The following is a 21,577-nucleotide window of genomic DNA, read 5'->3' as shown; positions in this document are numbered from 1 at the left end:
CCGCGGCCACGAGAGCCCGCGCCGCCAGTCCCCCACCGAAGAGTTTCCGCAGCAAGGAGCGACAGTCGTGAGCGACCACCGCGCACAGCACGCCGACGCGTGGGGCGAGCCGACCGCCGCGTACACCACCGAGAGCCCGGCGTCCGCCGACCCGGCGGGTCCCGTCACCGCGTCCGTCACCCCGGCCGACGCGGCCGACGCCGCCCGGCTCGTCGCCTTCGGCCTCCAGCCCAAACTGCTGCCCGCCCGCGACGCCGAGTACGCCGACCTGCTCCGCCGCTACCGGGAGGAGCCCGCCTTCGCCCGGCTTGCCGATGCGGTGGCGACCGGGCTGGGCCTGGTCGTGCTGGAGGTGTCCACCCGTGCGGGCATGGCCGTGACGGCGGGGGAGGACTCCGTCTTCGCCGTCCGCATGGGCGACTACGCCCGCCGCGCCTCCTCCGACTCCGCCGACCGCTTCCTGCACGGGCTCGCGCACCTCGCCGTCGCCACGATGGCCTTCCCCCGCCCCGAGGACCTCGCCGACGACGCGTACATCGGCCGCATCACGGTCAACGGCGTCGACTCCTTCGTACGTCAGGCGTGCCGTCGGCTGGAGGAGCGCGCGGAGGAACACGGGGACAACACCGACCCGGCCACCGACGCCCCCGGACTCGAAGCGGCTTGGCGGATCTACGCCCGGCGCAGCGCCACCGGTGCGACGAAGGACGCCCGCCGGCTGGCCGGTTCCACCACCGGCATCGTCGGGAAGGCCGTCGCCTTCCTCACCGACTCCGGCTTCCTCCAGCGCACCGGGGACGACGCCGGCGGCGCCTTCCGCACCACCGCCCGCTACCAGCTCCAGGTGCGCGACATGGCCGGTGGCGCCGCCATGGCCGAGCTGCTGGAACTCGGCGTCGTCCCGGTCACCGACGGCACGGCGACCCTCCTCCCGCCGCCCGACCCCGACGATCTGGAACTGGTCGCCGACGCCGGTCTGCCCTTCCACTCCTGACCACCTCCTTTTCCGCCTTTCGCAGCCCCACCGCCTTCACCGCCCGAACGACGAGAGTCCGCCGCCATGTACGAGCTGTCCCGGGTCCGCCTCTACTCCATCGGGCCTGCCGGTGCGCGCTATGCCGACACCGTGCTTGACCTGCGCGGAGTGGGCGAGCCCGTGCCCAACCCCGCGCCGGCCCAGGCGGAGTTCTTCGAGGAGGAGCCGGTCGGTCCGCCGCGTCGCCCGGCACCCGCCGGCGTGCTCTTCCTGGAGAACGGCGGCGGCAAGTCGGTGCTGCTGAAGCTGATCTTCTCGGTGATGCTGCCCGGCCACCGCAACACCCTCGGCGGGGCCAGCTCCGGCGTGCTGCGCAAATTCCTCCTCGCCGACGACTGCGGGCACGTCGCCCTGGAGTGGCAGCACACCCTCACCGGCGAGTGCGTGGTCGTCGGCAAGGTCAGCGAATGGCGCGGCCGGCAGGTCTCCAACGACCCGAGGAAGTTCGCCGAGGCCTGGTACTCCTTCCGGCCCGGCCCCGGACTCAGCCTGGACTCCCTGCCGGTCGCCGAGGCCACCTCCGTACGCCCGTCCGCCGAAGGCGCCTCCGGCGCACGGGGCCGACGGCGCACGATGAAGGGCTTCCGCGACGCCCTGACCGAGGCGGGCAAGTTCTACCAGCACCTCGACGTGCACTGGGAAGAGATCCACGACCGGTGGAACGAACACCTCGGGGACCTCGGCCTCGACCCCGAACTCTTCCGCTACCAGCGCGAGATGAACGCCGACGAGGGCGAGGCGGCGGGCCTCTTCGCGGTCAAGAAGGACTCCGACTTCACCGACCTGCTGCTGCGGGCCGTCACCGACACCCGGGACACGGACGGCCTCGCGGACCTGGTCGGCGGCTTCGGCAACAAACTGGGCCGCCGGGCCGAACTGACCGCCGAACGGGACTTCACGGCGGGCTCGGTCGACCTGCTCGGACGGATCGTGGAGGCCGCGGGCGCCCGCTCCCGTGCCCGGGACGTCCACGCCGGCGCCGAGCGCCGCACCCGCACGCTCGCCCGCAGGCTCTCCGTCCGCGCCGGCCAGGAACGCGGCCGGAGCACCGAACTCGCCCAGCAGGTGACGGGCGCCGCCCACACCGTCACCACGGCCGAAGAAGCACGCGGCCGCAGTGCCCTGGTCGCCGCCGAACTGGCCTATCGGCACGCCTCCCTGGCCCTGGCCGCGGCGGAGAAGGGCGCCGCCGCCCAGCGCCGCGAACTGGTCGACGCCCGCACCCTGCACTCCGCCTGGCAGGCCGCCGAGGCCGTGCTGCGGCACCGCGCGGCCGGCGACCGCTCCGCACGGGTGGCCGCCGCCATCCGGGAGGCCGAACGGGACGCCGCGCCCGCGCTCGCCGCCCGTGCCGAGGCCGCCGCCGACCTGGTACAGGCCCTGCACATCGCCGCGGAGGCCGGGGAGAACCTGGCCAACGAGGAGGAGGAGCGCTCCGACGCCCTGCAGAGCGCGGGCGAGACCGCCCACCGGGACGCCACCACCGCCGCCACCGAGGCCCAGCGCGCCCGCAGCGAGGCCGGACACCTGCGCCAGCGCCTCGCCGAGGTCGAGCAGGAGACGGCCCGGGCGGTACGGGCCGGCTGGCTCGACGACACCGCGCCGGACGCCGACCCGGCGCGCGCCGCCCTCGCCGCGAGCGACGCCGAGCAGTCCGCCGTCGCCGCCTGGGACACCGCCAGGGAGGCCGCCCGCACGGCGGCCGACCGCGCCAGGGAAGCCGCGTCCGCCGAGAGCCGCGCCGAGCTCGCCGCGGCCCGCGCCGCCGACGCCGCACAGGCCGCCGAGCAGTCGTACGAGGCCGAGCTCAGGGCCGCCGAGTCGATCGCCGCCGACCACCGGCTGGCCGATCTGCTGGGCCTTCCCACGTCGCACGGCACGGACGGCACCGACACGGACACCGGCCCGGCCGGAACGGGCCCCCGCCCCGCCGGGGCAGAGCGCGGCGACCGGACGCCCGCCGACCCCGGGCAGCAGCCCGGCGTTCGCGAACGTCCGCTCACGGCCCAGGAGTTCGACCGCAGCGCCGACGAACTGCGGGAGCTGCTCGACCAGGGCATCGGCTCCGCCGAACGACGCCTCTTCGAGCTGCGCACCGCGGCCGCCGACGACGCGCGGATCCTCGGCGCGCTCGGCGACGGCGGTCTGCTGCCCCCCGGGCCCGACGTCCTGGCCACCGTCGAGTACCTCGGCGAGCACGGCATCCCCGCCCTGCCCGGCTGGCGGTACCTCGCCCAGGCCGTGGACCCCGCCGACCACGCGGCGGTCCTCGCGACCCGCCCCGAACTGGTCGACGGGGTGGTCATCACCGACCCCGACTCGCACGCCCGCGCCCGCGAGGTCCTCGACGGCGCCGCCCTGCTGCCGCGCTCCGCGGTCGCCGTCGGCACCGCCGCGGCGCTGCTCGCCCCCGTCCCGGCCGCGGGCCCGCACACCGAGGGAGTGTTCCTCGTCCCGCCGAACCCGGCGATGCACGACGAGCACGCGGCCGACGAGGAACGACAGGCCCTCAGGACCCGGGCCGCGGCCCGCGACGAGGACATCCGCTCCCTCGCCGCCCGGCTCGCCGCGGACCGCTCCCTCGCCGCCCGCATCGCTTCCTGGCGCGCCGACTGCCCGCCCGGCATGCTCGCCGAGCTCGCCGAGGCCGCCCGCACCGCCCGCACCGTCGCGGAGACGGCCGAGGCCGAACTCGCGGAAGCCCGTACGGTGCGCGCCGAGGCCGACGAGGCCGCCGCGGACACCGCCCGCGTCCGCGACGAGCGCCAGGAGGCGGCCCAGCGCGCCCGCCGGGCCGCCGACGCCCTCGCGGGCCTGGCGTACCGGCTCCGCGAACGCGCCGGCTGGCAGGTGAAGCTCCGCGAACTGACCGACGAGGCGGCCGAGTCCGAGGCCCGCGCCACCGTCTGCCTGGAGCGGGCCCGCGCCGCCGACGAGGACCGGAGGGCCGCGCAGCGCGCCGCCGACGACGCCCGGCGCACGGCACGCGCCCTGCGCGCCGAACGCGCCGAGATCGCGGGCGCCCCCGAGCAGCTCCCGGAACCCGACGGCGACGCCCCGCGCCCCGCGCTCCCCGCCCTGCGCGAGGCGTACCGGGCCGCCTCCCAGCTGTACGAGAAGGTGGGCGTCGGCGCGGACCTGCGCGCCGAACAGGCCCGCGCCGAGAGCGACGAGAGCGCCGCCCTCGCCGAACTGGACCGGCTCACCAACAAGGTCCGCACCCGGGCCGCCCAGCTCCTCGAAGGAACCGACGGCGCCGACGGGCCCTCCCGGCAGGCCGCCGCGGCCCGTGCCGAGTCCCTGGTGCAGCTCCTGGAGACCCGGGCCTCCACCGCGAGCGAGCAACTGGGCCGGCTGCGCGGCGAGGCCGAGCGCCTGGCCCCGGCCGACGGCGAGTCCCACCACACCGAACTCCCCGACGAACTGGTCCCCGCCGACGCCGAGCAGGCCCAGGCGTTCCTGCGCACCGCCACGGCCGAACTGGCCTCCGCCACCGCGACGCTGGACACCGCCCGCGCCGCCCACGCCGAGCTGCTGCACGCCCACCGCACCGCCGAGGACTCGGCGGGCGGCTTCGACGAGACGGCCGCACTCCTGCGGGACCTGCTCCGGGACCACGGCGCGGACGACGACGCCGAGGCCCCCGAGCCGTACCCCGGCAGCCTCGACGAGGCCCGGCAGTCCGCCGCCGAGGCCCGCCGCTCACTGCGCGGCTGCGCCACCGACCTCTCCGCCGCCGAGAGCGCCGTACGGGAAGCGAGCGACATCCTCGTACGGCACGCCAACTCCACCCGCTACGAACAGGTCCGCACCCCCGCGCGCCAGCAGATCCGCGAGCTGCCCGCCGCGGCGCTGCCCGACCATGCCGAGAAGTGGGCCGCCGCCTTCGCGCCCCGGCTGCGCGTGCTCACCGACGAACTGGCCCAGCTGGAACGCAACCGCGACTCCATCGTCGACCGGCTGCGCGGTCTCGTGGAGTCCGCGCTCACCACCCTGCGCTCCGCCCAGCGGCTCTCCCGGCTCCCGGAGGGACTGGGGGAGTGGTCCGGTCAGGAATTCCTCCGCATCCGCTTCGAGGAACCCGACCAGGCGACGCTCACCGAGCGGCTCGGCGAGGTCATCGACGAGGCCACCCGCGCCGCGCTGAGGAAGAACTCCGACCTGCGCAGGGACGGGATGTCCCTCCTGCTGCGCGGTGTGCAGGCGGCGCTGGAGCCCCGGGGCATCGCCGTGGAGATCCTCAAGCCGGACGCGGTGCTCCGGGCCGAGCGCGTCCCGGTCGGACAGATGGGCGACGTCTTCTCCGGCGGCCAGCTGCTCACCGCCGCCATCGCCCTGTACTGCACCATGGCCGCGCTGCGCAGCAACGACCGGGGACGGGACCGCCACCAGCACCGGCACGCGGGCACCCTCTTCCTGGACAACCCCATCGGCCGTGCCAACGCCACCTATCTGCTGGAGCTCCAGCGCGCGGTGTCCGACGCCCTGGGGGTGCAGCTGCTCTACACGACCGGGCTGTTCGACACCACGGCACTCGCGGAATTCCCGCTGGTCATCCGGTTGCGCAATGACGCGGACCTGCGGGCCGGGCTGAAGTACATCAGCGTGGAGGAGCACCTGCGCCCCGGCCTGCCGCAGCAGGACCCGGGCGGCGAGGCGGTGCACGGAGAGATCACCGCCACCCGCATGTTCAAGCGCGCCACGACACCGCCCGGCAGCGACCCGGCCCCCGCGGAGCGGAACGCCTGAAGCGCGCTGGGGGAAGGGCGCCGTCCGCCCGGAGGGCGTTCCCGGCCGGGCGGGACCTTCGGAACACGCTCCCGGGATTTCCCGCCCGGACCGTACCGGGGCCGCGGGGGCCGGTACGGTCCGGGCGGGAAGCCCCGGCTCCCCGCCCGGGTGTGCGGACCCGCCGGGGCGCTCAGGCCTGCGAGAGGTTTCTCGCGCCCCGGCGGCGTATCCGCGCCTCGTCCCGCTGCGCGGCCCGTGCCGCCCGTCGTGCCCTGCGCCGCTCGCGGCGCAGCTGCCGTGCCGAACTGCTCGGCGTGGAGACCACGCCGTTGCGCTGGTTCCAGACCTGCCGGGTGATCCAGACGTCCAGCACCGACCAGGTCGCGACCACCGTGCTGCCCACGCTGCTCAGCACCATCGGGAACGCCAGCCAGGACCCGGTCAGCGTGCACAGGAACGCCACCATCGCCTGAATGATCGTCAGCGACATGATGAGAACCGCGCGCACGGCGGACGTGCGGACCGGGTCCGGCATCCGACGCCGTCCTGCGGGCTCTTCCACCCACAGCTGCTGGCGCGGGATCCTCGCCCCGTTCGCCGCCGCCGGCCGTACCGCCGCGGCCGATGCCGACAGCACCGCACCCCGGCGCTCTTCCGTTTCCAAGGACTCTCAACTCCCCACCACTGTCCGACTTCAGGGTTGCTGCCCGGCCTGCGCCGTCTCTACGCGGGCGGACCGGACCGTCCTGCCCCCACCGGTTTCCTCCGGCGGACCGGAGTCGCAACCCCCACCATGATCCCGCCTCGCGGACACCGTTTCTCCCCGTGCTGTCCCCACCTCGTACAGATGTCCCGTACAGACGGACGAGTGGCCGGTCGTGAAGATTCCCCCGATCCGTCATGGAGCGAATAATTCCAGCCAACTGCCCTGTCGAACATGGTGAAGCATTGACGGGTCTCTTCTGCCGCTTTCGCGAATTTCATTGCCCGGAATACCGGGACAAGCCATGATCAATAACGAGGAGGGCGGCTGAAAATCATCCGGACGTCCCTTCGAGTTGTCTCCGTGTCGGTAGTAGGCTCGCGCCGTTTGTTGACGGAACACGACCCCCGGCACACGGGGTCGAGCTGGGGGAGTCCATGCGCTTTCGCGGAAAGTCCATCCGCAGGAAGATCGTGGCGCTGCTGCTGGTGCCGCTCGTCTCCCTCACCGGGCTCTGGGGATTCGCCACCTATCTGACGGGGCGCGAGGCCAGACAGCTGATGAGTGCGAGCACCATCGTGGAGAAGGTCGGCCATCCGCTGGAGGACACGGTCCGGGCCATTCAGGACGAGCGCCGCCGGACCCTCGTCTTCCTCGCCGACCCCCGTGCCTCCGACGCCCTCCCGCTCCTGCAACGTCAACGGACTGCCACCGACCGCGTCCTGACGGGCCTCAAGGACGGCGCGCGCCAGAAAGACATTCGTGAGGCGCTCAGTTCCGAGGACGATTCCCAGCTCGACTCCATCCTGGGCACCGTGGAGGGGCTGGACGCACTGCGCGAATCGGTCGACGAGCGCACCATCGACCGTTCCAGGGCGATGGAGTTCTACGGACGGCTCATAGATCCCTGCTACCGCTTTCTGGCCGGTCTCCGCACGATGGAGAACGTGTCGATGGACAAGCAGGTCCGGGCCCTGGTCGGGATCTCCCGCGCCCGCGAGATGCTCTCCCGCGAGGACGCCCTGATCGCCTCGTCGCTCATCGCGGGCCGGCTCACCGCCGCCGAACTGCGCCAGGTGTCCGACCTCGTGGCCAATCGCGAACTGCTCTACGAGATCAACGCCGAGATGCTTCCCGCGTCGGAGCGGCAGCGCATCGAGCAGTACTGGGCGAGCCCGGACAGCGAACCGCTCAGGACCGCGGAGCGGACCCTCGTCCAGGACGGCCCCACCCAGGACCCGCGGGCCGTCGACACCGAGCGCTGGCAGGAGGCGGCCGAGCCGGTCCTGGAGCGGCTGGCCAACGACTCCACCGAGATGGGCAACCGCTTCCAGGACCGCGGCAAACCCGCCGGGTACGGCGTCCTGATCAAGGCCGGCGTCGCGGGCGTCCTCGGATTCCTCGCCCTGGTCGCCTCGCTGTTCGTCTCCGTGCGCATCGGCCGCGAACTCATCCGCGACCTCTCCAGGCTCCGCAAGGACGCCCACGAGGTCTCCGGCGTGCGACTGCCGAGCGTGATGCGCCGCCTGGCCGCGGGGGAGCAGGTCGACGTGGAGACGGAGGCCCCGCACCTCCAGTACGAGCGCGACGAGATCGGCCAGGTCGGCCAGGCCCTCAACACCCTGCAACGGGCGGCCGTCGAGGCCGCGGTCAAGCAGGCCGACATGCGACGCGGCGTCTCCGAGGTGTTCGTCAACCTCGCCCGCCGCAACCAGGTGCTGCTGCACCGGCAGCTGACGCTCCTGGACACGATGGAGCGCCGGACCGAGAACACCGACGAACTCGCGGACCTCTTCCGCCTCGACCACCTGACCACCCGCATGCGGCGCCACGCCGAGGGCCTGGTGATCCTCTCCGGCGCCGCGCCCTCCCGCCAGTGGCGCAAGCCGATCCAGCTGATGGACGTGGTGCGGGCGGCGGTCGCCGAGGTCGAGGACTACGAGCGGATCGAGGTCCGCCGACTGCCCCGCATCGGCGTGGGCGGCCCCGCGGTCGCCGACCTCACCCACCTGATCGCCGAACTCCTGGAGAACGCGACCGTGTTCTCGCCCCCGCACACCGCGGTCCAGGTGCACGGCGAACGCGTCGCCAACGGCTTCACGCTGGAGATCCACGACCGCGGCCTGGGGATGCCCGCCGAAGTCCTCCTGGACGCCAATCTGCGGCTCGCCGAGACCCCCGAGTTCGAACTCTCCGACACCGACCGGCTCGGCCTGTTCGTGGTCAGCCGCCTCGCGCAGCGCCAGAACGTCCGGGTCTCGCTGCAGCCCTCCCCCTACGGGGGAACGACCGCGATCGTCTTCATCCCGGCGGCGCTGCTCACCGACGCCCCGGACACCCACGGCACCGGATTCCGCCTGGACCGCAGGGCCGAGCGGGCGATCGGCGCGGGCGGACGGAAGGCCGGGGAGCCGACGGGCGGCGACGGCGCGCCGGACCGCCGGCCCGGCCGGCCCTCCACCCTCGCCCCCGTGCCGACCGGCCTCGTGGACCCGGCCCTCCTGGACGGCCCCGTCGAGCTCGAAGGCCCCGTCGGAGCATTGGGCTTCGACGACGACCCGACCCTCGACCCGCTGCTCGACCCCCTGCTGGGCGGCGCCTCCGACCTCGACGACACCGAGAGCGAGCGCGGCGGCATCTTCCGGGCCCGCGAACTGCGCCGCGACGGCGGCCGCGACCCGCACCAGCAGACCGCGGACCGACCGGCCGGACCCGCGGCCGACGCGCACCCGGCCAGGCCGGTGCCGCTGCCCCGCCGCAAGCCGCCGACCCTGGTCGCCGACAACGGCCGCCGGGTCGACGAGGCGGGCCGGGCCCGCTCCACGGCCTCCGGCCCCAGGTCCCTCGACACCGCGCGCCCCGGGCCGGGTGCCGAACCGCCGGCCCCGGGCAGCACGCCGCCGGGCGCCGCCCCGTGGCACTCCGGTGCCGCCACCGAACCCCGGCAGCCCACCGGCTTCCGGAAACCCACCGAGCCCGCCACCCCCGCAGGGCCCGCTCCCTCCGGGGCCCCGAGCACCCGCGAGACCGTGGGAGGGCTGCCCCGCCGCGTCCGGCAGGCCAGCCTCGCCCCGCAGCTGCGCGAGGACTCGGGCCTCCGTGACGCGGAACCGGCCCGGACGGACCCGGCCCAGGACTTCGACCGCGACGCGGACGAGGTACGCAGCCGCATGGCTTCGCTCCAACGCGGCTGGCAGCGCGGACGTCGGCAGAACGCCGAGGACGTGTCCGGTCCCGGTGACACAGCACAAGGAACCACTCCGGGAGGGGACGGTCCATGACCGCACCGAACGTCGCTGCGACCGATGCCGCACGCCAGGGCTCCGGCCAGCTCAACTGGCTCCTCGACGAACTCGTCGAGCGGGTCTCCAGCATCCACAAGGCGCTGGTGCTCTCCAGCGACGGCCTCGCCACCGGCACGTCGAAGGGCCTGACCCGCGAGGACAGCGAGCACCTGGCGGCCGTCGCCTCCGGCTTCCACAGCCTCGCCAAGGGAGTCGGGCGGCACTTCGACGCGGGCAGGGTCCGCCAGACCGTCGTCGAACTCGACGAGGCGTTCCTCTTCGTCACCGCGGCCGGGGACGGGAGCTGTCTCGCGGTGCTGGCCGACGCCGACTCCGACGTCGGTCAGGTGGCGTACGAGATGACGCTGATGGTCAAGCGGGTCGGCGCCCACCTGACCAACGCCCCGCGGACGCCCGGTTCGGCCGCCGGGGGGTGAGTGGACGGTGAGCGCCGAATCCTCCAGATCTCCGGCACCGCCCACCGACCCGCAGGCTTCGCACTGGTACGACGCCGAAGCGGGGCCGGTGGTCCGTCCGTACGCGATGACCCGGGGCCGTACCAGCAGCGCCTCCCGTCACCGGCTCGACCTGATCGCGATCGTCGTCCCCGAACCGGAAGCCGACGATCCGGGCAGGGACCAGACGCTCTCCCCGGAGCACGTGGAGATCATCGAGCTCTGTTCCGGCGTGCCCCAGTCGATCGCCGAGCTCGCGGCCGGCCTGGACCTCCCCGTAGGGGTGGTCCGGGTGCTGGTCGGCGACCTCGTCGAGGACGAACTGGTGCATGTGACCCGTCCCGTTCCGCCGGCCGAGCTGCCGGACGTGAACATTCTTCGCGAGGTGATCAATGGCCTTCGGGCGCTCTAGCCGCAAGAAGCGGCCCGTGGAGCCCGTTACCCTGAAAATCCTGGTGGCGGGCGGCTTCGGGGTGGGCAAGACGACCCTGGTCGGCGCGGTCAGCGAGATCAGGCCGCTGCGCACGGAGGAGAGACTGAGCGAGGCGGGCCGTCCGGTGGACGACCTGGCCGGGGTGGAGGCGAAGACCACCACCACGGTGGCCATGGACTTCGGCCGGATCACCCTCCGCGAGGACCTGGTGCTCTACCTCTTCGGCACACCGGGACAGGACCGCTTCTGGTTCCTGTGGGACGAACTGGCACAGGGCGCCCTGGGCGCGGTCGTGCTCGCGGACACCCGGCGTCTGGAGGACTGCTTCGCGGCGGTCGACTACTTCGAACGCCGCGCCATCCCGTTCGCCGTCGCGGTGAACTGCTTCGAGGGGGCCGACCGGTTCCCCACCGAAACGGTGCAGGCCGCACTGGACCTGGACCCCGAGGTGCCCGTGCTCATGTGCGACGCGCGCGACCGCCCCTCCGTGCGGGAGGTCCTGGCCAGGGTGGTCGAACACGCCCTGGCCCGCGCGGAACGCGTCCGCGAACCCGCCACGACGTGACGTCCCGCGTCCGGACCACGACGTGTGGTCCGGACGCCGCCGACCGGGGCCCGGGCCACGTGCCGGGGCGAGCGGCCCTCACCCGCCGGACGGCCCGGTCGCGCGGACCATCGGCCGCGCCGACGTCAGCGGTGGTCGGCGAGCCACTTGGCCGCGATCTCCGCCAGCTCCCGGTCGCGCCCCGCCAGCATCATCCGGATCATCTGCACGTCGCCGCGCAGCGACCAGGCCGGATGCCCGAAGGTGGCCGGGTTGTTCCTCTCGATCAGGAAGTGCGCGGGCCAGGCCGTTCCGTAACCGATCAGCGGCAACGCGGCCAGATACCTCCGACGCCCCCGCGCCAGGCCGTAGGCGCTGACCGCGAGCCCCGTCAGCGTGCCCGTCAGATGGACCCAGCGGGTCGCCGCCCTGGAGTGCATCGCCACGTAATAGGGCCAGAACTCTTCGTAGGAATCGAACGTCTGCTGTGACATACGGGCACCGTAACGGCTCGAACGGCAACCGGAAACGGCCGGTTCGCGTCGAAGTGGGAGAAGCGGGCGGCCGGAATCCGCGGGGGTGTTGCCGGCCGCCCCTTCCGTGCCGCGGCCCGGGGGCCCGCGACGGCACGGAAGGGGCCGTTCGACGGGGCCTCAGTGCCCCGCCACGGACCTTCTGGCCACCGGGAAGTCGAAGTAGGTGTCCGGGAACGTCTCGGGTTCGAAGGTGTAGTGCCACCATTCCTCGGCCAGGTTGACGAAGCCGACGTCGGCGAGGGACTTCTTCAGGAACTGCCGGTGGGCGCGCTGCTTCCCCCCGATGCGCGGGTCGTCGGTGTGGGAGAGCGTGTCGAAGCAGTCGAACCCCGTACCCATGTCCACGGAGTTGTCCGGGAAACGGTCGGCCGCGGGCGCGTGACAGGGCACCTGCTCCTGGCCGGGCAGGTACGGCGGGGTCGGCGCGGCGGGCAGCCTCACCAGCGTCAGGTCCACCGTGCTGCCCCGGCTGTGCCCGGACTTCTCCGCGATGTAACCGTCCGCGAACAGCCGCGCCTTGTCGACCCGGGGATAGAACTCGCGCTTCATCGCCTCGTCGTCGAGGTCCTTCGCCCAGCGCACGAAGTGGTCGACCGCCCGCTGCGGCCGGTAGCAGTCGTACACCTTCAGCGAGTAGCCCAGCCGCAGCAGCCGGACCTGCGCCCGGTGCAGGGCGCGGGCGGCGGGCCGGGTCAGGATGCAGAGCGGCTGGCGGTAGCCGTCCACCGGAACGCCCATGAAGTTGTGCGCGGTGGGGTAGCGCATCTCCTGGATGATCGTCGGATCCACCGAACGCAGCGCGACGAACTCCTCGGGCGCCTTCGGCTCGGGCGCCGCCCCGGCCACGGGAACGGCGGCGACGACGGCGAGCAGGGTGGCGGCAGCGGTCGTCAGGACACGGGAAGCGAAAGCAAGACCTGTCATGAGCACATAATCCAGGAGTACGGGGGAGCGCGCCCGGGGATCGGATACAGTCCGCGCGTGTCCGCATCCATGAGCAACTCCCACGCACCGGTCGCCAACTCCCACTGCGGTGGTTGCGGAGCACCGTACGCCGCGGCCGCCGACTGGCCCCGCACCTGCGCCGCCTGCGGCAGCACCGCCTACCGCAACCCGCTGCCGGTCGCCGTGGCCCTGCTCCCCGTCACCGGCCCGGACGGCACCGGACTCGTCGTCATCACCCGCACCATCCCGCCCCGCCTCGGCGGCATCGCCCTCCCCGGCGGCTTCATCGACCACGACGAGGACTGGAAGCACGCCGTCGTCCGGGAACTGCGCGAGGAGACCGGGATCGAGGCAGCCGAGCAGGACGTCCGCCTCGCCGACGCGCTCAGCTCCCCGGCCGGCCACCTGCTCCTCCTCGGCCTCCTCCCGCCGCGCCCCGCGACCGCCCTCCCGCCCTCCGCGCCCACCGACGAGACCGCCGGATTCCAGGTGCTGCGCACACCCGCCGAACTCGCCTTCCCCCTGCACACCCGGGCCGTCCGCACCTGGTTCGACGGCGGCTACCGCTGACCCGCGGCCCCGCCCGCGCCCCCGTGAACCCCGGACGCCCTTACAGCCCGCGCACCCGCACCGGCAGGTCCACCGGCACCTCCTCCCCCTCGCCCTCCCGCTCCACCAGCACCCGCCCGTCCACCAACCGCGACGAGTACCGCTCGACCTCCACCCGCTCCCAGCCGTCCCCCGCGTCCCGGACCACCAGACCGCCCCCGGTGCGCCCCGCCACCGGAGCCCACGCCTCCAGCTCCACACCCCCGCCCGCGGTCCGCACCGGCAGCACCGACCCCGCCCGCGCCAGCACCGGCACCCGGGACAGCGGCGCGTCGAGCAACACCTGCCCCGGCCCCTCGTGCACCTCGCCCGTCGCCGTGTCGTACCAGTGACCCCGCGGCAACCGCACCGCCCGCCGGTCCGCCCCCGGCTCCAGCACCGGAGCCACCAGCAGACAGTCGCCCAGCAGGAACGCGTCCTCGCACTCCCGCAACGCCCGGTCCCCGGGCGCCCGCCACCACAGCGGTCGCACGTACGGGGCGCCCGTCAGCCGGGCCAGGTGCGCCAGCGTCACGAAGTACGGGCGCAGCCGCTCCCGCTCCTCCAGTACCGCCCGCGCGTGCCCGAGCACCTGCGAACCGAACTCCCACGGCTCGCGCCGGCCCGCGTCGATCGCGGCATGGGTACGGAACAACGGCAGGTACGCACCCAGCTGGAACCACCGCAGATACAGCTCCGGCGACGGCGACCCGTCGAAACCGCCCACGTCCGGCCCCGAGTACGGCACCCCGCACAACCCCAGACCCAGCACCAGCGCCAGCGAGGCCCGCAGCCCCGGCCAGCCGGTCCCCACATCACCGGACCAGGTGCCCCCGTACCGCTGCATCCCCGCCCAGCCGGAACGCGAGAACAGGAACGGCCGCTCCTCGGGCCGCAGCCGGCACAGCCCCTCGTACCCGGCCCGCGCCATCGCCAGCCCGTACACGTTGTGGGCCTCGCGGTGATCACCCCCGCGACCCTCCAGACAGTGCCGCGCCGACCGGGGCAGCGTCGGATCCCCGAAGGCGGCGAACGACACCGGCTCGTTCATGTCGTGCCACACCCCCGAGAACCCCTGCGCCAGCCGCTCCTCGTACAGCCCGCCCCACCACTCCCGCACCCGCGGATCGGTGAAGTCCGGATAGACGCACTCGCCGGGCCACACCTCCCCGCGCACTGTCCGCCCCCGCGCGTCCCGGACGAAGGCCCCGCCGCCTCCCACCGCGCTCCCCGAGTCGAACACCGCGTCGCCCGGCTCCGCCCGCACCGCCGGGTCGACGATCGACACCAGCCGCACCCCCTCCTCCCGCAGCTCCTTCGCCAGCCCCGGCAGATCGGGGAAGCGCCGGTGGTCGACGGTGAACACCCGGTGCGCGTCGTAGTGGTCGATGTCCAGGTGCAGCGCGGACAGGGGCAGCCCCCGCTCCCGGTACCCGGCGACGATCCGCCGCACCTCCCGCTCGCTCCCGAACCCCCACCGGGCGTGCTGCGGCCCCAGCGCCCAGGACGGCGGCAGCGCCGGGGCACCCGTGAGCCCCGTCCACCCCTGCAGCACCCGGGCCGGTGTCCCCGCCAGCACCCAGCAGCGCAACGGCCCCCCGTCCATCCGCACCTCGCAGGTCCCCGGACGGTCGTGACCCGACCCCGCGCCCTCCTCGCCCTCGCGCAGCGTCACCCGCCCCGACCAGGTGTTGTCGTGGAACACCAGATGCGTCCCCGCGTCGGAGACCACGAACTGCACCGGCATCGTCAGGTACAGCGGATCGTCCCCCGGCCCGAAACGCCCGCCCGGATCGGTGTTCCACAGCCCGTACACGCCGTCCCGCAACCGCGGCCCCGCCGCCCGGCCGCCCAGCCCGAAGAACCGGGCGTCCGCCGGGACCGCGGAACGCTGCACCCACCTCGCCCCCGCCGCCCGCCCGCCCGCCACGGGCTCCCACCAGCGCGGCGGCGACTCGCGCCGGAGCACCACCCCGCCGGGAGTACGCAGCTCCACGGCCCCGTGCCGCGACACCGCGACGGTCAGCCGCTCCGAGACCACCTGCCAGCCACCGTCCTTGTCCGGCTCCAGCTCGGCCCGCGGGTCCACCTCGGGCACCGCCCCGGCCAACGCGTACGAGGGTTCGGGCTCCGCCCCGTCCCAGCCCAGGAACACCGCACCGCCCACCGCCACCCGCACCCGCAACTCCGAACGCGCGAACCGCACCACGCCCCCGCCCGGCTCCGGCTCCGCCCCCACCACAGGGCCGGGCACCCTCGCCCGCTCCGCACCGCGGGCCGGCAACGCCCGCGCGTCCGCACGACGACGCCGCCAGGAGGAGCGCACCGTGCGCAGCCCCCGCACCGAACCGACCAACTTCACCGAACGCACCAGGTCACGACCATCCATGCAGCTCACCCTGCCACCCGGCGGGGCGGGCGCGGGCTCCGTTCAACTTCCGTTCACCCGGGGGCGCGCGACACGTACACATCCCGGCCCCGACGGGGAACCCTGGTGCGAAAGACGATCACGTGGCATCGTCCGTGAGGGCCGCCGCGCGCACACCCCGGCACGTGTGCGCGCCACCCACGCCCACCCCGCGTACGCGTAACAGTCCAGGGAGCCGCCCCATGACCGCAGCAGCCAACGAAGCCCCCCTCTGGCAGCCGGGCCCCGACCGGATCGAGGCCGCCGCCGTCACCCGCTTCCAGCGGTGGGCGGCCGAGCACCACGGAGCACCGGCCGAGGGCGGCTACCCGGCTCTGCACCAGTGGTCCGTGGCCGAGCTCGACACCTTCTGGAAAGCCGTCGCCGAATGGTTCGACATCCGCTTCTCCACCCCGTACGAGACGGTCATCGGCGACCGCGCCATGCCCGGCGCCCAGTGGTTCCCCGGCGCCACCCTCAACTACGCCGAACACGCGCTGCGCACCGCCGAGGACCCCCTGCGCGCGGACACCCCCGCCCTGCTCCACGTCGACGAGGCCCACACCCAGGCCCCCCTCTCCTGGGCGGAACTCCGCCGCCGGGTCGGCTCGCTCGCCGCCGAACTGCGCGCCCTCGGCGTCACCCCCGGCGACCGCGTCAGCGGCTACCTCCCCAACATCCCCGAGGCCGTCGTCGCCTTCCTCGCCACCGCGGCCGTCGGCGGCGTCTGGACCTCCTGCGCCCCCGACTTCGGCGCCCGCAGCGTCCTCGACCGCTTCCAGCAGGTCGAACCCGTCGTCCTGTTCACCGTCGACGGCTACCGCTACGGCGGCAAGGAACACCACCGCGCCGACACGGTCGCCGAACTGCGCCGCGAACTGCCCACCCTGCGCGCCGTCGTCCACATCCCGCTGCTGGGCACCGAGGCCCCCGAGGGCGCCCTCGACTGGTCCGCCCTCACCGCCGCGGACACCGAGCCCGTCTTCGAGCAGGTGCCGTTCGACCACCCGCTGTGGGTGCTCTACTCCTCCGGCACCACCGGGCTCCCCAAGGCGATCGTCCAGTCCCAGGGCGGCATCCTGCTCGAACACTTCAAGCAGCTCGGCCTGCACTGCGACCTCGGCCCCGACGACCGCTTCTTCTGGTACACCTCCACCGGCTGGATGATGTGGAACTTCCTCGTCTCCGGCCTGCTCACCGGAACCACGGTCGTGCTCTACGACGGAAGCCCCGGCTACCCGGACGTCAGCGCCCAGTGGCGGGTCGCCGAGCAGACCGGGGCGACCCTCTTCGGCACCTCGGCCGCCTACGTCATGGCCTGCCGCAAGGCGGGCATCCACCCGGGGCGCGACTTCGACCTCTCCCGCGTCCAGTGCGTCGCCACCACCGGCTCCCCCCTCCCGCCCGACGGCTTCCGCTGGCTGCACGACGAGGTGGGCGACGACCTGTGGATCGCCTCCGTCAGCGGCGGCACGGACGTCTGCAGCTGCTTCGCCGGCGCGGTCCCCACCCTCCCCGTCCACATCGGCGAACTCCAGGCCCCCTGCCTCGGCACCGACCTCCGCTCCTGGGACCCCGCGGGCGAACCGCTCATCGGCGAGGTCGGCGAACTCGTCGTCACCGCGCCCATGCCCTCCATGCCGATCCGCTTCTGGAACGACCCCGACGGCAGCCGCTACCACGACAGCTACTTCGACATGTACCCCGGCGTCTGGCGCCACGGGGACTGGATCACGATCACCGAACACGGCTCGGTCGTCATCCACGGCCGCTCCGACTCCACCCTCAACCGCCAGGGCGTACGGATGGGTTCCGCGGACATCTACGAGGCCGTCGAGCGGCTCCCCGAGATCCGTGAGTCCCTCGTCATCGGCCTCGAAGAGCCCGACGGCGGATACTGGATGCCGCTCTTCGTCCACCTCGCCGAGGGCGCGCGGCTCGACGACGCGCTGCGCGACAGCATCAAGCGGACCATCCGGGAGAACCTCTCGCCGCGCCACGTCCCCGACGAGGTCATCGAGGTCCCCGGCATCCCGCACACCCTCACCGGCAAGCGCATCGAGGTTCCGGTCAAACGCCTCCTGCAGGGAACGGCCCTGGCCAAGGCGGTCAACCCCGGCTCGATCGACAACATCGAGCTCCTCCACTTCTACGAGGACCTCGCCCGCAAGCGTCACTGACCGTCCGCATTGTCAGTGCCCGTGATTACTCTGAGTGAGCAATGTTCTACGGCGCACTGGGGGACAGTCATGGCACACACCGGGAACACCGACAACAACAAGCACACCGGAAACGGCAAGCACATCCGTACGGCCGGACACCGCAGGTCCGGCGCATCCATGCGACGCACGCTGCGCCGCGAAGCACCCAGCACCATCGGCCTCCTGGCCGACGAGCAGGACTTCGCGGCGATGCGGCGCTACCGCACCTTCGCCTTCGACGACCACACGGTCTACCTCCAGCAGGTCGAGCACCTGCTGAAATCCCTGTCCGCCCAGGGCGTGCACGCCACGGTGGCGCTCTTCGACCCCGAGGAGTACGCGGAGTTCTGCGCCGAGTCGGGACTCGCCCCCGACACCCCGGCCAGCCGCAGCCGCTTCACGGCAGAGATCGCGGCAGCCGGTGCCACCGTCTCCTACACCGGACAACCCCTCGACTCCCTGATCCCGGTCCTGGTCGGCCGAGCCGTCCGCCGGGCCACCTGGGAGTACGCCACGATGCTCCTGGCGAACCTCGGCGAATGCGCCGACTGCGGCCAGGACGTCGGGCGCGAGGCCTTCGACCGGGCCTCCCACCTGCTGCTCCGCATGCTGGAGACGGCCGGTCCGGGCACCCACCACCTGGTCTGCAGCATCCCCTCCGACAACGAGCACCTGCTCGCCGTCCTGCACACCGAACGCGACGAGGCCGCGGGTCCCGCCCGGCTCGAATCGGACGAGGGCGCCGAGTTCGTCACGGTGCTCGCCGTCGGCATCGCCCTTGAAAAACCCGGCGGAGTCGTACTCCGTACGAGTCGGCCCGGCGCCCGGGACCGCGTCCACGGCTGGCGCCTGTCGCGCGGCAGCCTGCTGCCGCTCAGCGCCGGCCAGGTCTTCGACGCCTACTGCACCGACGCCGAAACCGGTGAACCGGTCGCCCCGGAATCGCACGTGGAGTACTGCGCGGGCTTCGACCTCGGCGCGGACGAGCCGAAGCCGCACCACTGACGGCACCGACAGCCGAAGGGGCTCCCCATCCTCGGCGGGGAGCCCCTTCACGACACGGCACCGCAGCGGCGGCTACTCGCCCGACAGCACCGCCTGGGCCGCCACCCGCGCCTCTTCGGCGGAGTCGGCCGCCCGCGCGGCGGAAGCGGCGCGCTCGCACTGCGCGAGCGTGTACTTCGCCAGCGTGGCGCGGACATAGGGGATGGACGCGGCGCCCATCGACAGCGACGTCACCCCAAGCCCGGTCAGGACACAGGCGAGCAGCGGATCGGAGGCGGCCTCACCACAGACACCACAGCTCTTGCCCTCGGCCCCGGCGGCCTCCGCCGAGAGCGCCACCAGGTCGAGCAGCGCGGGCTGCCACGGGTCCTGCAGCCGGGACACCGCACCCACCTGCCGGTCCGCGGCGAAGGTGTACTGCGCCAGGTCGTTGGTGCCCAGCGAGAGGAACTCCACCTCCTGCAGGATCGAGCGCGCCCGCAGCGCGGCGGACGGAATCTCCACCATCGCGCCGAACTTCGCCCGCAGCCCGGCCTCGCGGCAGGCGTCGGCGAAGGACTTCGCGTCCGCGCGGTCCGCCACCATGGGTGCCATGACCTCGAGGTAGACGGGCAGCCCCTCGGCCGCCTTCGACAGCGCGGTCAGCTGCGTACGGAGTACTTCCGGGTGGTCCAGCAGACTCCGCAGCCCGCGCACGCCCAGCGCCGGGTTCGGCTCGTCGGCCGGTGTCAGGAAGTCCAGCGGCTTGTCGGCCCCGGCGTCCAGCACCCGCACGACGACCCTCCCCTCGGGGAAGGCCTCCAGCACGGCCCGGTACGCGGCGACCTGCTTCTCCTCGGAGGGCGCCTGCTTGCTGTCGTCCAGGAACAGGAACTCCGTACGGAACAGCCCCACGCCCTCCGCCCCGGCCTCGACCGCCGCCGGTACGTCGCCGGGCCCGCCGACATTGGCGAGCAGCGGGACCTTGTGCCCGTCGGAGGTCGCACCGGGGCCGGTGGAGGCCGACAGCGCGGCCTTGCGCGCGGCGGCGGCCCGCTCCATCTCGGCGCGCTTCTCGACGCTCGGGTCGACGAAGATCTCGCCCGTGCTGCCGTCCACGGCGATGACCGTGCCCTCGGCCAGCTCACCGGCACCGGGCAGCGCCACCACGGCGGGCACCCCGAGCGCCCGCGCCAGAATCGCGCTGTGACTGGTCGGCCCGCCCTCCTCGGTCACGAAACCGAGCACCAGGGCCGGGTCGAGCAGCGCCGTGTCGGCGGGCGCCAGGTCCCGCGCGATGAGGACGTAGGGCTCGTCGCTGTCCGGCACGCCGGGCATCGGCACACCGAGCAGACGGGCCACGATCCGGTTGCGCACGTCGTCGAGGTCGGCGACGCGCCCCGCCAGATACTCCCCGGCGTTGGCGAGCAGTGCCCGGTAGGAGGCGAAGGCGTCGTAGACGCCGCGCTCGGCGGTGCTGCCGACGGCGATGCGCCGTTCGACATCGGCCATCAGCTCCGGGTCCTGGGCCATCATGGCCTGGGCCTCCAGCACGTGCTGGGCCTCGCCGCCGGCCAGGTTGCCGCGCGCCATCAGATCGGCCGCCACCGCTTCCACGGCCTGCCGGGCGCGCCCCTGTTCGCGCTCGGCCTCCTCGGCGGGGATCTGCTTGGCCGGCGGTTCGAGCACCGCCGTACCCATGTGACGCACTTCGCCGATCGCCACTCCGTGGCTCACACCGACGCCTCGCAGCGTTGTCTCCATTTCACCCGTCTCCGGTTGTGCGGCGGTCCGTGCTGCCGCGGTGGATATCCAGTCGGCCGTCATCGCGCCGATTCCGTCACTGCCAACCGAACAAGGTGTCGCCGGTCTTCACGTCGCCGTCCTCACGGACGTCGGAGAGGGAGTCGGTGGTGGCCTCCAGCGCCACGACCGGGCACACGGGCGACTTGCCGGCCGCCTCGACGGCCGCGGGGTTCCAGCGCACGATGCCCTGGCCCCGCGCGACGGTGTCCCCCTTGTTCACGAGCAGCTCGAAGCCCTCGCCGTTGAGCTGAACGGTGTCGATGCCCAGGTGCGTGAGCACCCCGTGCCCGTGCTCGTCCACCACGACGAACGCGTGCGGATGCAGGGAGACGATCACGCCGTCGACCGGCGACACCGCCTCGGACGCCTCGCGCACGGGGTCGATGGCGGTACCGGGGCCCACCATCGCCCCGGAGAAGACGGGGTCGGGTACCGCGGCGAGCCCGATGGCGCGTCCGGCAAGAGGGGACGTCACAGTGGTCATAGGGGCCTCCCAGGGGTGGAGCTCGATCTGCGCCGACGCAGCTGTGGGCGAAGGCATGCTGTTCAGCAGCGTAAGTCATAAGAAGTGCCGGTTCCGCCCGAGTCATGGCGGTTCGAGGGCTTAGGGGAGTACCGGAAGCGATTTGCCTCGACTCCCAGCGGCCTGTACTGTCGTACTCCTGCCTGACCACAACACGACTTTGAGCCGTGGGTCGGCGGCGACTTTTTAAGCCCTGACTCTAACCCGGCCTCGGCACCTGCATGCCTGCAGGAGCTGGCCAAGGGAAGGGAAAAGAGCTGGTAGAGTCTGTTTTCGCCGAAAGGCAAAAGACCATTTCGACGGTCGCCGAGAATTCGGAATCCGGTCCGGAAACGGAACGGGAAAAGGTTCTGGTAGAGTCGGAAGGGCCGGAAAGGGAAAACGCGGAAGCGGAGGACCTG

At 73.3% G+C, this 21,577-nt stretch carries 16 protein-coding genes; 10 read left to right on the top strand and 6 right to left on the bottom strand.

What is annotated here, in order from left to right; genetic code table 11:
* The first annotated feature begins 67 nt into the window (after positions 1 to 67).
* The gene (locus ACFYW1_RS37470; RefSeq protein WP_389004038.1) at positions 68 to 994 is read left to right on the top strand and encodes a hypothetical protein; all 927 of its coding nucleotides are present in this window, start codon (positions 68 to 70) and stop codon (positions 992 to 994) included.
* Positions 995 to 1,060: 66 nt separating this feature from the next.
* A complete protein-coding gene (locus tag ACFYW1_RS37465) occupies positions 1,061 to 5,785 on the top strand; it encodes a hypothetical protein (RefSeq protein ID WP_389004036.1) in 4,725 nt (1,574 codons plus the stop codon).
* Positions 5,786 to 5,957: 172 nt separating this feature from the next.
* Here the strand turns inward: ACFYW1_RS37465 and ACFYW1_RS37460 are convergent, their stop codons facing one another.
* Positions 5,958 to 6,431: a hypothetical protein gene (locus ACFYW1_RS37460; protein ID WP_389004034.1), complete on the bottom strand. Its 474-nt coding sequence runs from the start codon at positions 6,429 to 6,431 to the stop codon at positions 5,958 to 5,960.
* 476 nt (positions 6,432 to 6,907) lie between these two features.
* Here ACFYW1_RS37460 and ACFYW1_RS37455 point away from each other — a divergent pair, with 476 nt between their 5' ends.
* Genes ACFYW1_RS37455 through ACFYW1_RS37440 form a run of 4 tightly spaced genes read left to right on the top strand, consistent with a single transcriptional unit; the run spans position 6,908 to position 11,207 of the window.
* Positions 6,908 to 9,751, top strand: coding sequence for a nitrate- and nitrite sensing domain-containing protein (locus tag ACFYW1_RS37455; protein WP_389004032.1), 2,844 nt, complete (start codon positions 6,908 to 6,910; stop codon positions 9,749 to 9,751).
* Complete coding sequence (locus tag ACFYW1_RS37450; RefSeq protein ID WP_389004030.1) at positions 9,748 to 10,191, top strand: roadblock/LC7 domain-containing protein; 444 nt, start codon at positions 9,748 to 9,750, stop codon at positions 10,189 to 10,191. The genes ACFYW1_RS37455 and ACFYW1_RS37450 overlap by 4 nt, the downstream gene beginning before the upstream one ends.
* A 7-nt stretch (positions 10,192 to 10,198) precedes the next feature.
* Positions 10,199 to 10,621, top strand: a complete 423-nt coding sequence (locus ACFYW1_RS37445) for a DUF742 domain-containing protein (RefSeq protein WP_389004028.1) — start codon at positions 10,199 to 10,201, stop codon at positions 10,619 to 10,621.
* Complete coding sequence (locus ACFYW1_RS37440) at positions 10,602 to 11,207, top strand: ATP/GTP-binding protein (protein ID WP_389004026.1); 606 nt, start codon at positions 10,602 to 10,604, stop codon at positions 11,205 to 11,207. Before ACFYW1_RS37445 ends, ACFYW1_RS37440 begins: the two co-directional genes overlap by 20 nt.
* A 125-nt stretch (positions 11,208 to 11,332) precedes the next feature.
* Here the strand turns inward: ACFYW1_RS37440 and ACFYW1_RS37435 are convergent, their stop codons facing one another.
* Entirely contained in the window at positions 11,333 to 11,680 is a 348-nt protein-coding gene (locus ACFYW1_RS37435) for an Mpo1-like protein (protein ID WP_389004024.1), read from the bottom strand.
* A gap of 159 nt (positions 11,681 to 11,839) precedes the next feature.
* Positions 11,840 to 12,646 (bottom strand): M15 family metallopeptidase, encoded by an 807-nt coding sequence (locus ACFYW1_RS37430; RefSeq protein WP_389004022.1) that lies wholly within the window; start codon positions 12,644 to 12,646, stop codon positions 11,840 to 11,842.
* Positions 12,647 to 12,715: 69 nt separating this feature from the next.
* Between ACFYW1_RS37430 and ACFYW1_RS37425 the strand changes: the two genes are divergently transcribed.
* A complete protein-coding gene (locus tag ACFYW1_RS37425; protein ID WP_389004060.1) occupies positions 12,716 to 13,237 on the top strand; it encodes an NUDIX domain-containing protein in 522 nt (173 codons plus the stop codon).
* 40 nt (positions 13,238 to 13,277) lie between these two features.
* Here ACFYW1_RS37425 and ACFYW1_RS37420 read toward each other — a convergent pair whose 3' ends face one another.
* Positions 13,278 to 15,644, bottom strand: coding sequence for a TIM-barrel domain-containing protein (locus tag ACFYW1_RS37420; protein WP_389004020.1), 2,367 nt, complete (start codon positions 15,642 to 15,644; stop codon positions 13,278 to 13,280).
* Between the two features lie 221 nt (positions 15,645 to 15,865).
* Here ACFYW1_RS37420 and ACFYW1_RS37415 point away from each other — a divergent pair, with 221 nt between their 5' ends.
* Both ACFYW1_RS37415 and ACFYW1_RS37410 read left to right on the top strand, forming a co-directional pair.
* Positions 15,866 to 17,842, top strand: coding sequence for an acetoacetate--CoA ligase (locus tag ACFYW1_RS37415; protein ID WP_389004018.1), 1,977 nt, complete (start codon positions 15,866 to 15,868; stop codon positions 17,840 to 17,842).
* Between the two features lie 69 nt (positions 17,843 to 17,911).
* A complete protein-coding gene (locus tag ACFYW1_RS37410) occupies positions 17,912 to 18,868 on the top strand; it encodes a hypothetical protein (protein WP_389004016.1) in 957 nt (318 codons plus the stop codon).
* Between the two features lie 72 nt (positions 18,869 to 18,940).
* Here ACFYW1_RS37410 and ptsP read toward each other — a convergent pair whose 3' ends face one another.
* Together ptsP and ACFYW1_RS37400 are read right to left on the bottom strand one after the other, a co-directional pair.
* Complete coding sequence (gene ptsP, locus ACFYW1_RS37405) at positions 18,941 to 20,611, bottom strand: phosphoenolpyruvate--protein phosphotransferase (RefSeq protein WP_389004014.1); 1,671 nt, start codon at positions 20,609 to 20,611, stop codon at positions 18,941 to 18,943.
* Positions 20,612 to 20,687: 76 nt separating this feature from the next.
* On the bottom strand, positions 20,688 to 21,137 hold the full coding sequence (locus tag ACFYW1_RS37400) for a PTS glucose transporter subunit IIA (RefSeq protein WP_389004012.1): 450 nt from the start codon (positions 21,135 to 21,137) through the stop codon (positions 20,688 to 20,690).
* Between the two features lie 260 nt (positions 21,138 to 21,397).
* Here ACFYW1_RS37400 and ACFYW1_RS37395 point away from each other — a divergent pair.
* A partial coding sequence (locus ACFYW1_RS37395; RefSeq protein WP_389004010.1) for a hypothetical protein occupies positions 21,398 to 21,577 on the top strand: 180 nt, incomplete at its 3' end.

Source organism: Streptomyces sp. NPDC002669 (assembly GCF_042889165.1).
In the GTDB taxonomy this organism is placed as follows: domain Bacteria; phylum Actinomycetota; class Actinomycetes; order Streptomycetales; family Streptomycetaceae; genus Streptomyces.
This window is presented reverse-complemented; position numbering and strand designations above follow the sequence as displayed.

Bases quoted from the DNA above. Each gene is read 5' to 3' on its own strand.
- ACFYW1_RS37465 (WP_389004036.1), top strand. From the start codon at position 1,061: ATGTACGAGCTGTCCCGGGTCCGCCTCTACTCCATCGGGCCTGCCGGT.
- ACFYW1_RS37430 (WP_389004022.1), bottom strand. From the start codon at position 12,646: ATGACAGGTCTTGCTTTCGCTTCCCGTGTCCTGACGACCGCTGCCGCC.
- ACFYW1_RS37455 (WP_389004032.1), top strand. From the start codon at position 6,908: ATGCGCTTTCGCGGAAAGTCCATCCGCAGGAAGATCGTGGCGCTGCTG.
- ACFYW1_RS37410 (WP_389004016.1), top strand. From the start codon at position 17,912: ATGGCACACACCGGGAACACCGACAACAACAAGCACACCGGAAACGGC.
- ptsP (WP_389004014.1), bottom strand. From the start codon at position 20,611: ATGGAGACAACGCTGCGAGGCGTCGGTGTGAGCCACGGAGTGGCGATC.
- ACFYW1_RS37420 (WP_389004020.1), bottom strand. From the start codon at position 15,644: ATGGATGGTCGTGACCTGGTGCGTTCGGTGAAGTTGGTCGGTTCGGTG.
- ACFYW1_RS37435 (WP_389004024.1), bottom strand. From the start codon at position 11,680: ATGTCACAGCAGACGTTCGATTCCTACGAAGAGTTCTGGCCCTATTAC.
- ACFYW1_RS37400 (WP_389004012.1), bottom strand. From the start codon at position 21,137: ATGACCACTGTGACGTCCCCTCTTGCCGGACGCGCCATCGGGCTCGCC.
- ACFYW1_RS37425 (WP_389004060.1), top strand. From the start codon at position 12,716: ATGAGCAACTCCCACGCACCGGTCGCCAACTCCCACTGCGGTGGTTGC.
- ACFYW1_RS37415 (WP_389004018.1), top strand. From the start codon at position 15,866: ATGACCGCAGCAGCCAACGAAGCCCCCCTCTGGCAGCCGGGCCCCGAC.
- ACFYW1_RS37440 (WP_389004026.1), top strand. From the start codon at position 10,602: ATGGCCTTCGGGCGCTCTAGCCGCAAGAAGCGGCCCGTGGAGCCCGTT.
- ACFYW1_RS37450 (WP_389004030.1), top strand. From the start codon at position 9,748: ATGACCGCACCGAACGTCGCTGCGACCGATGCCGCACGCCAGGGCTCC.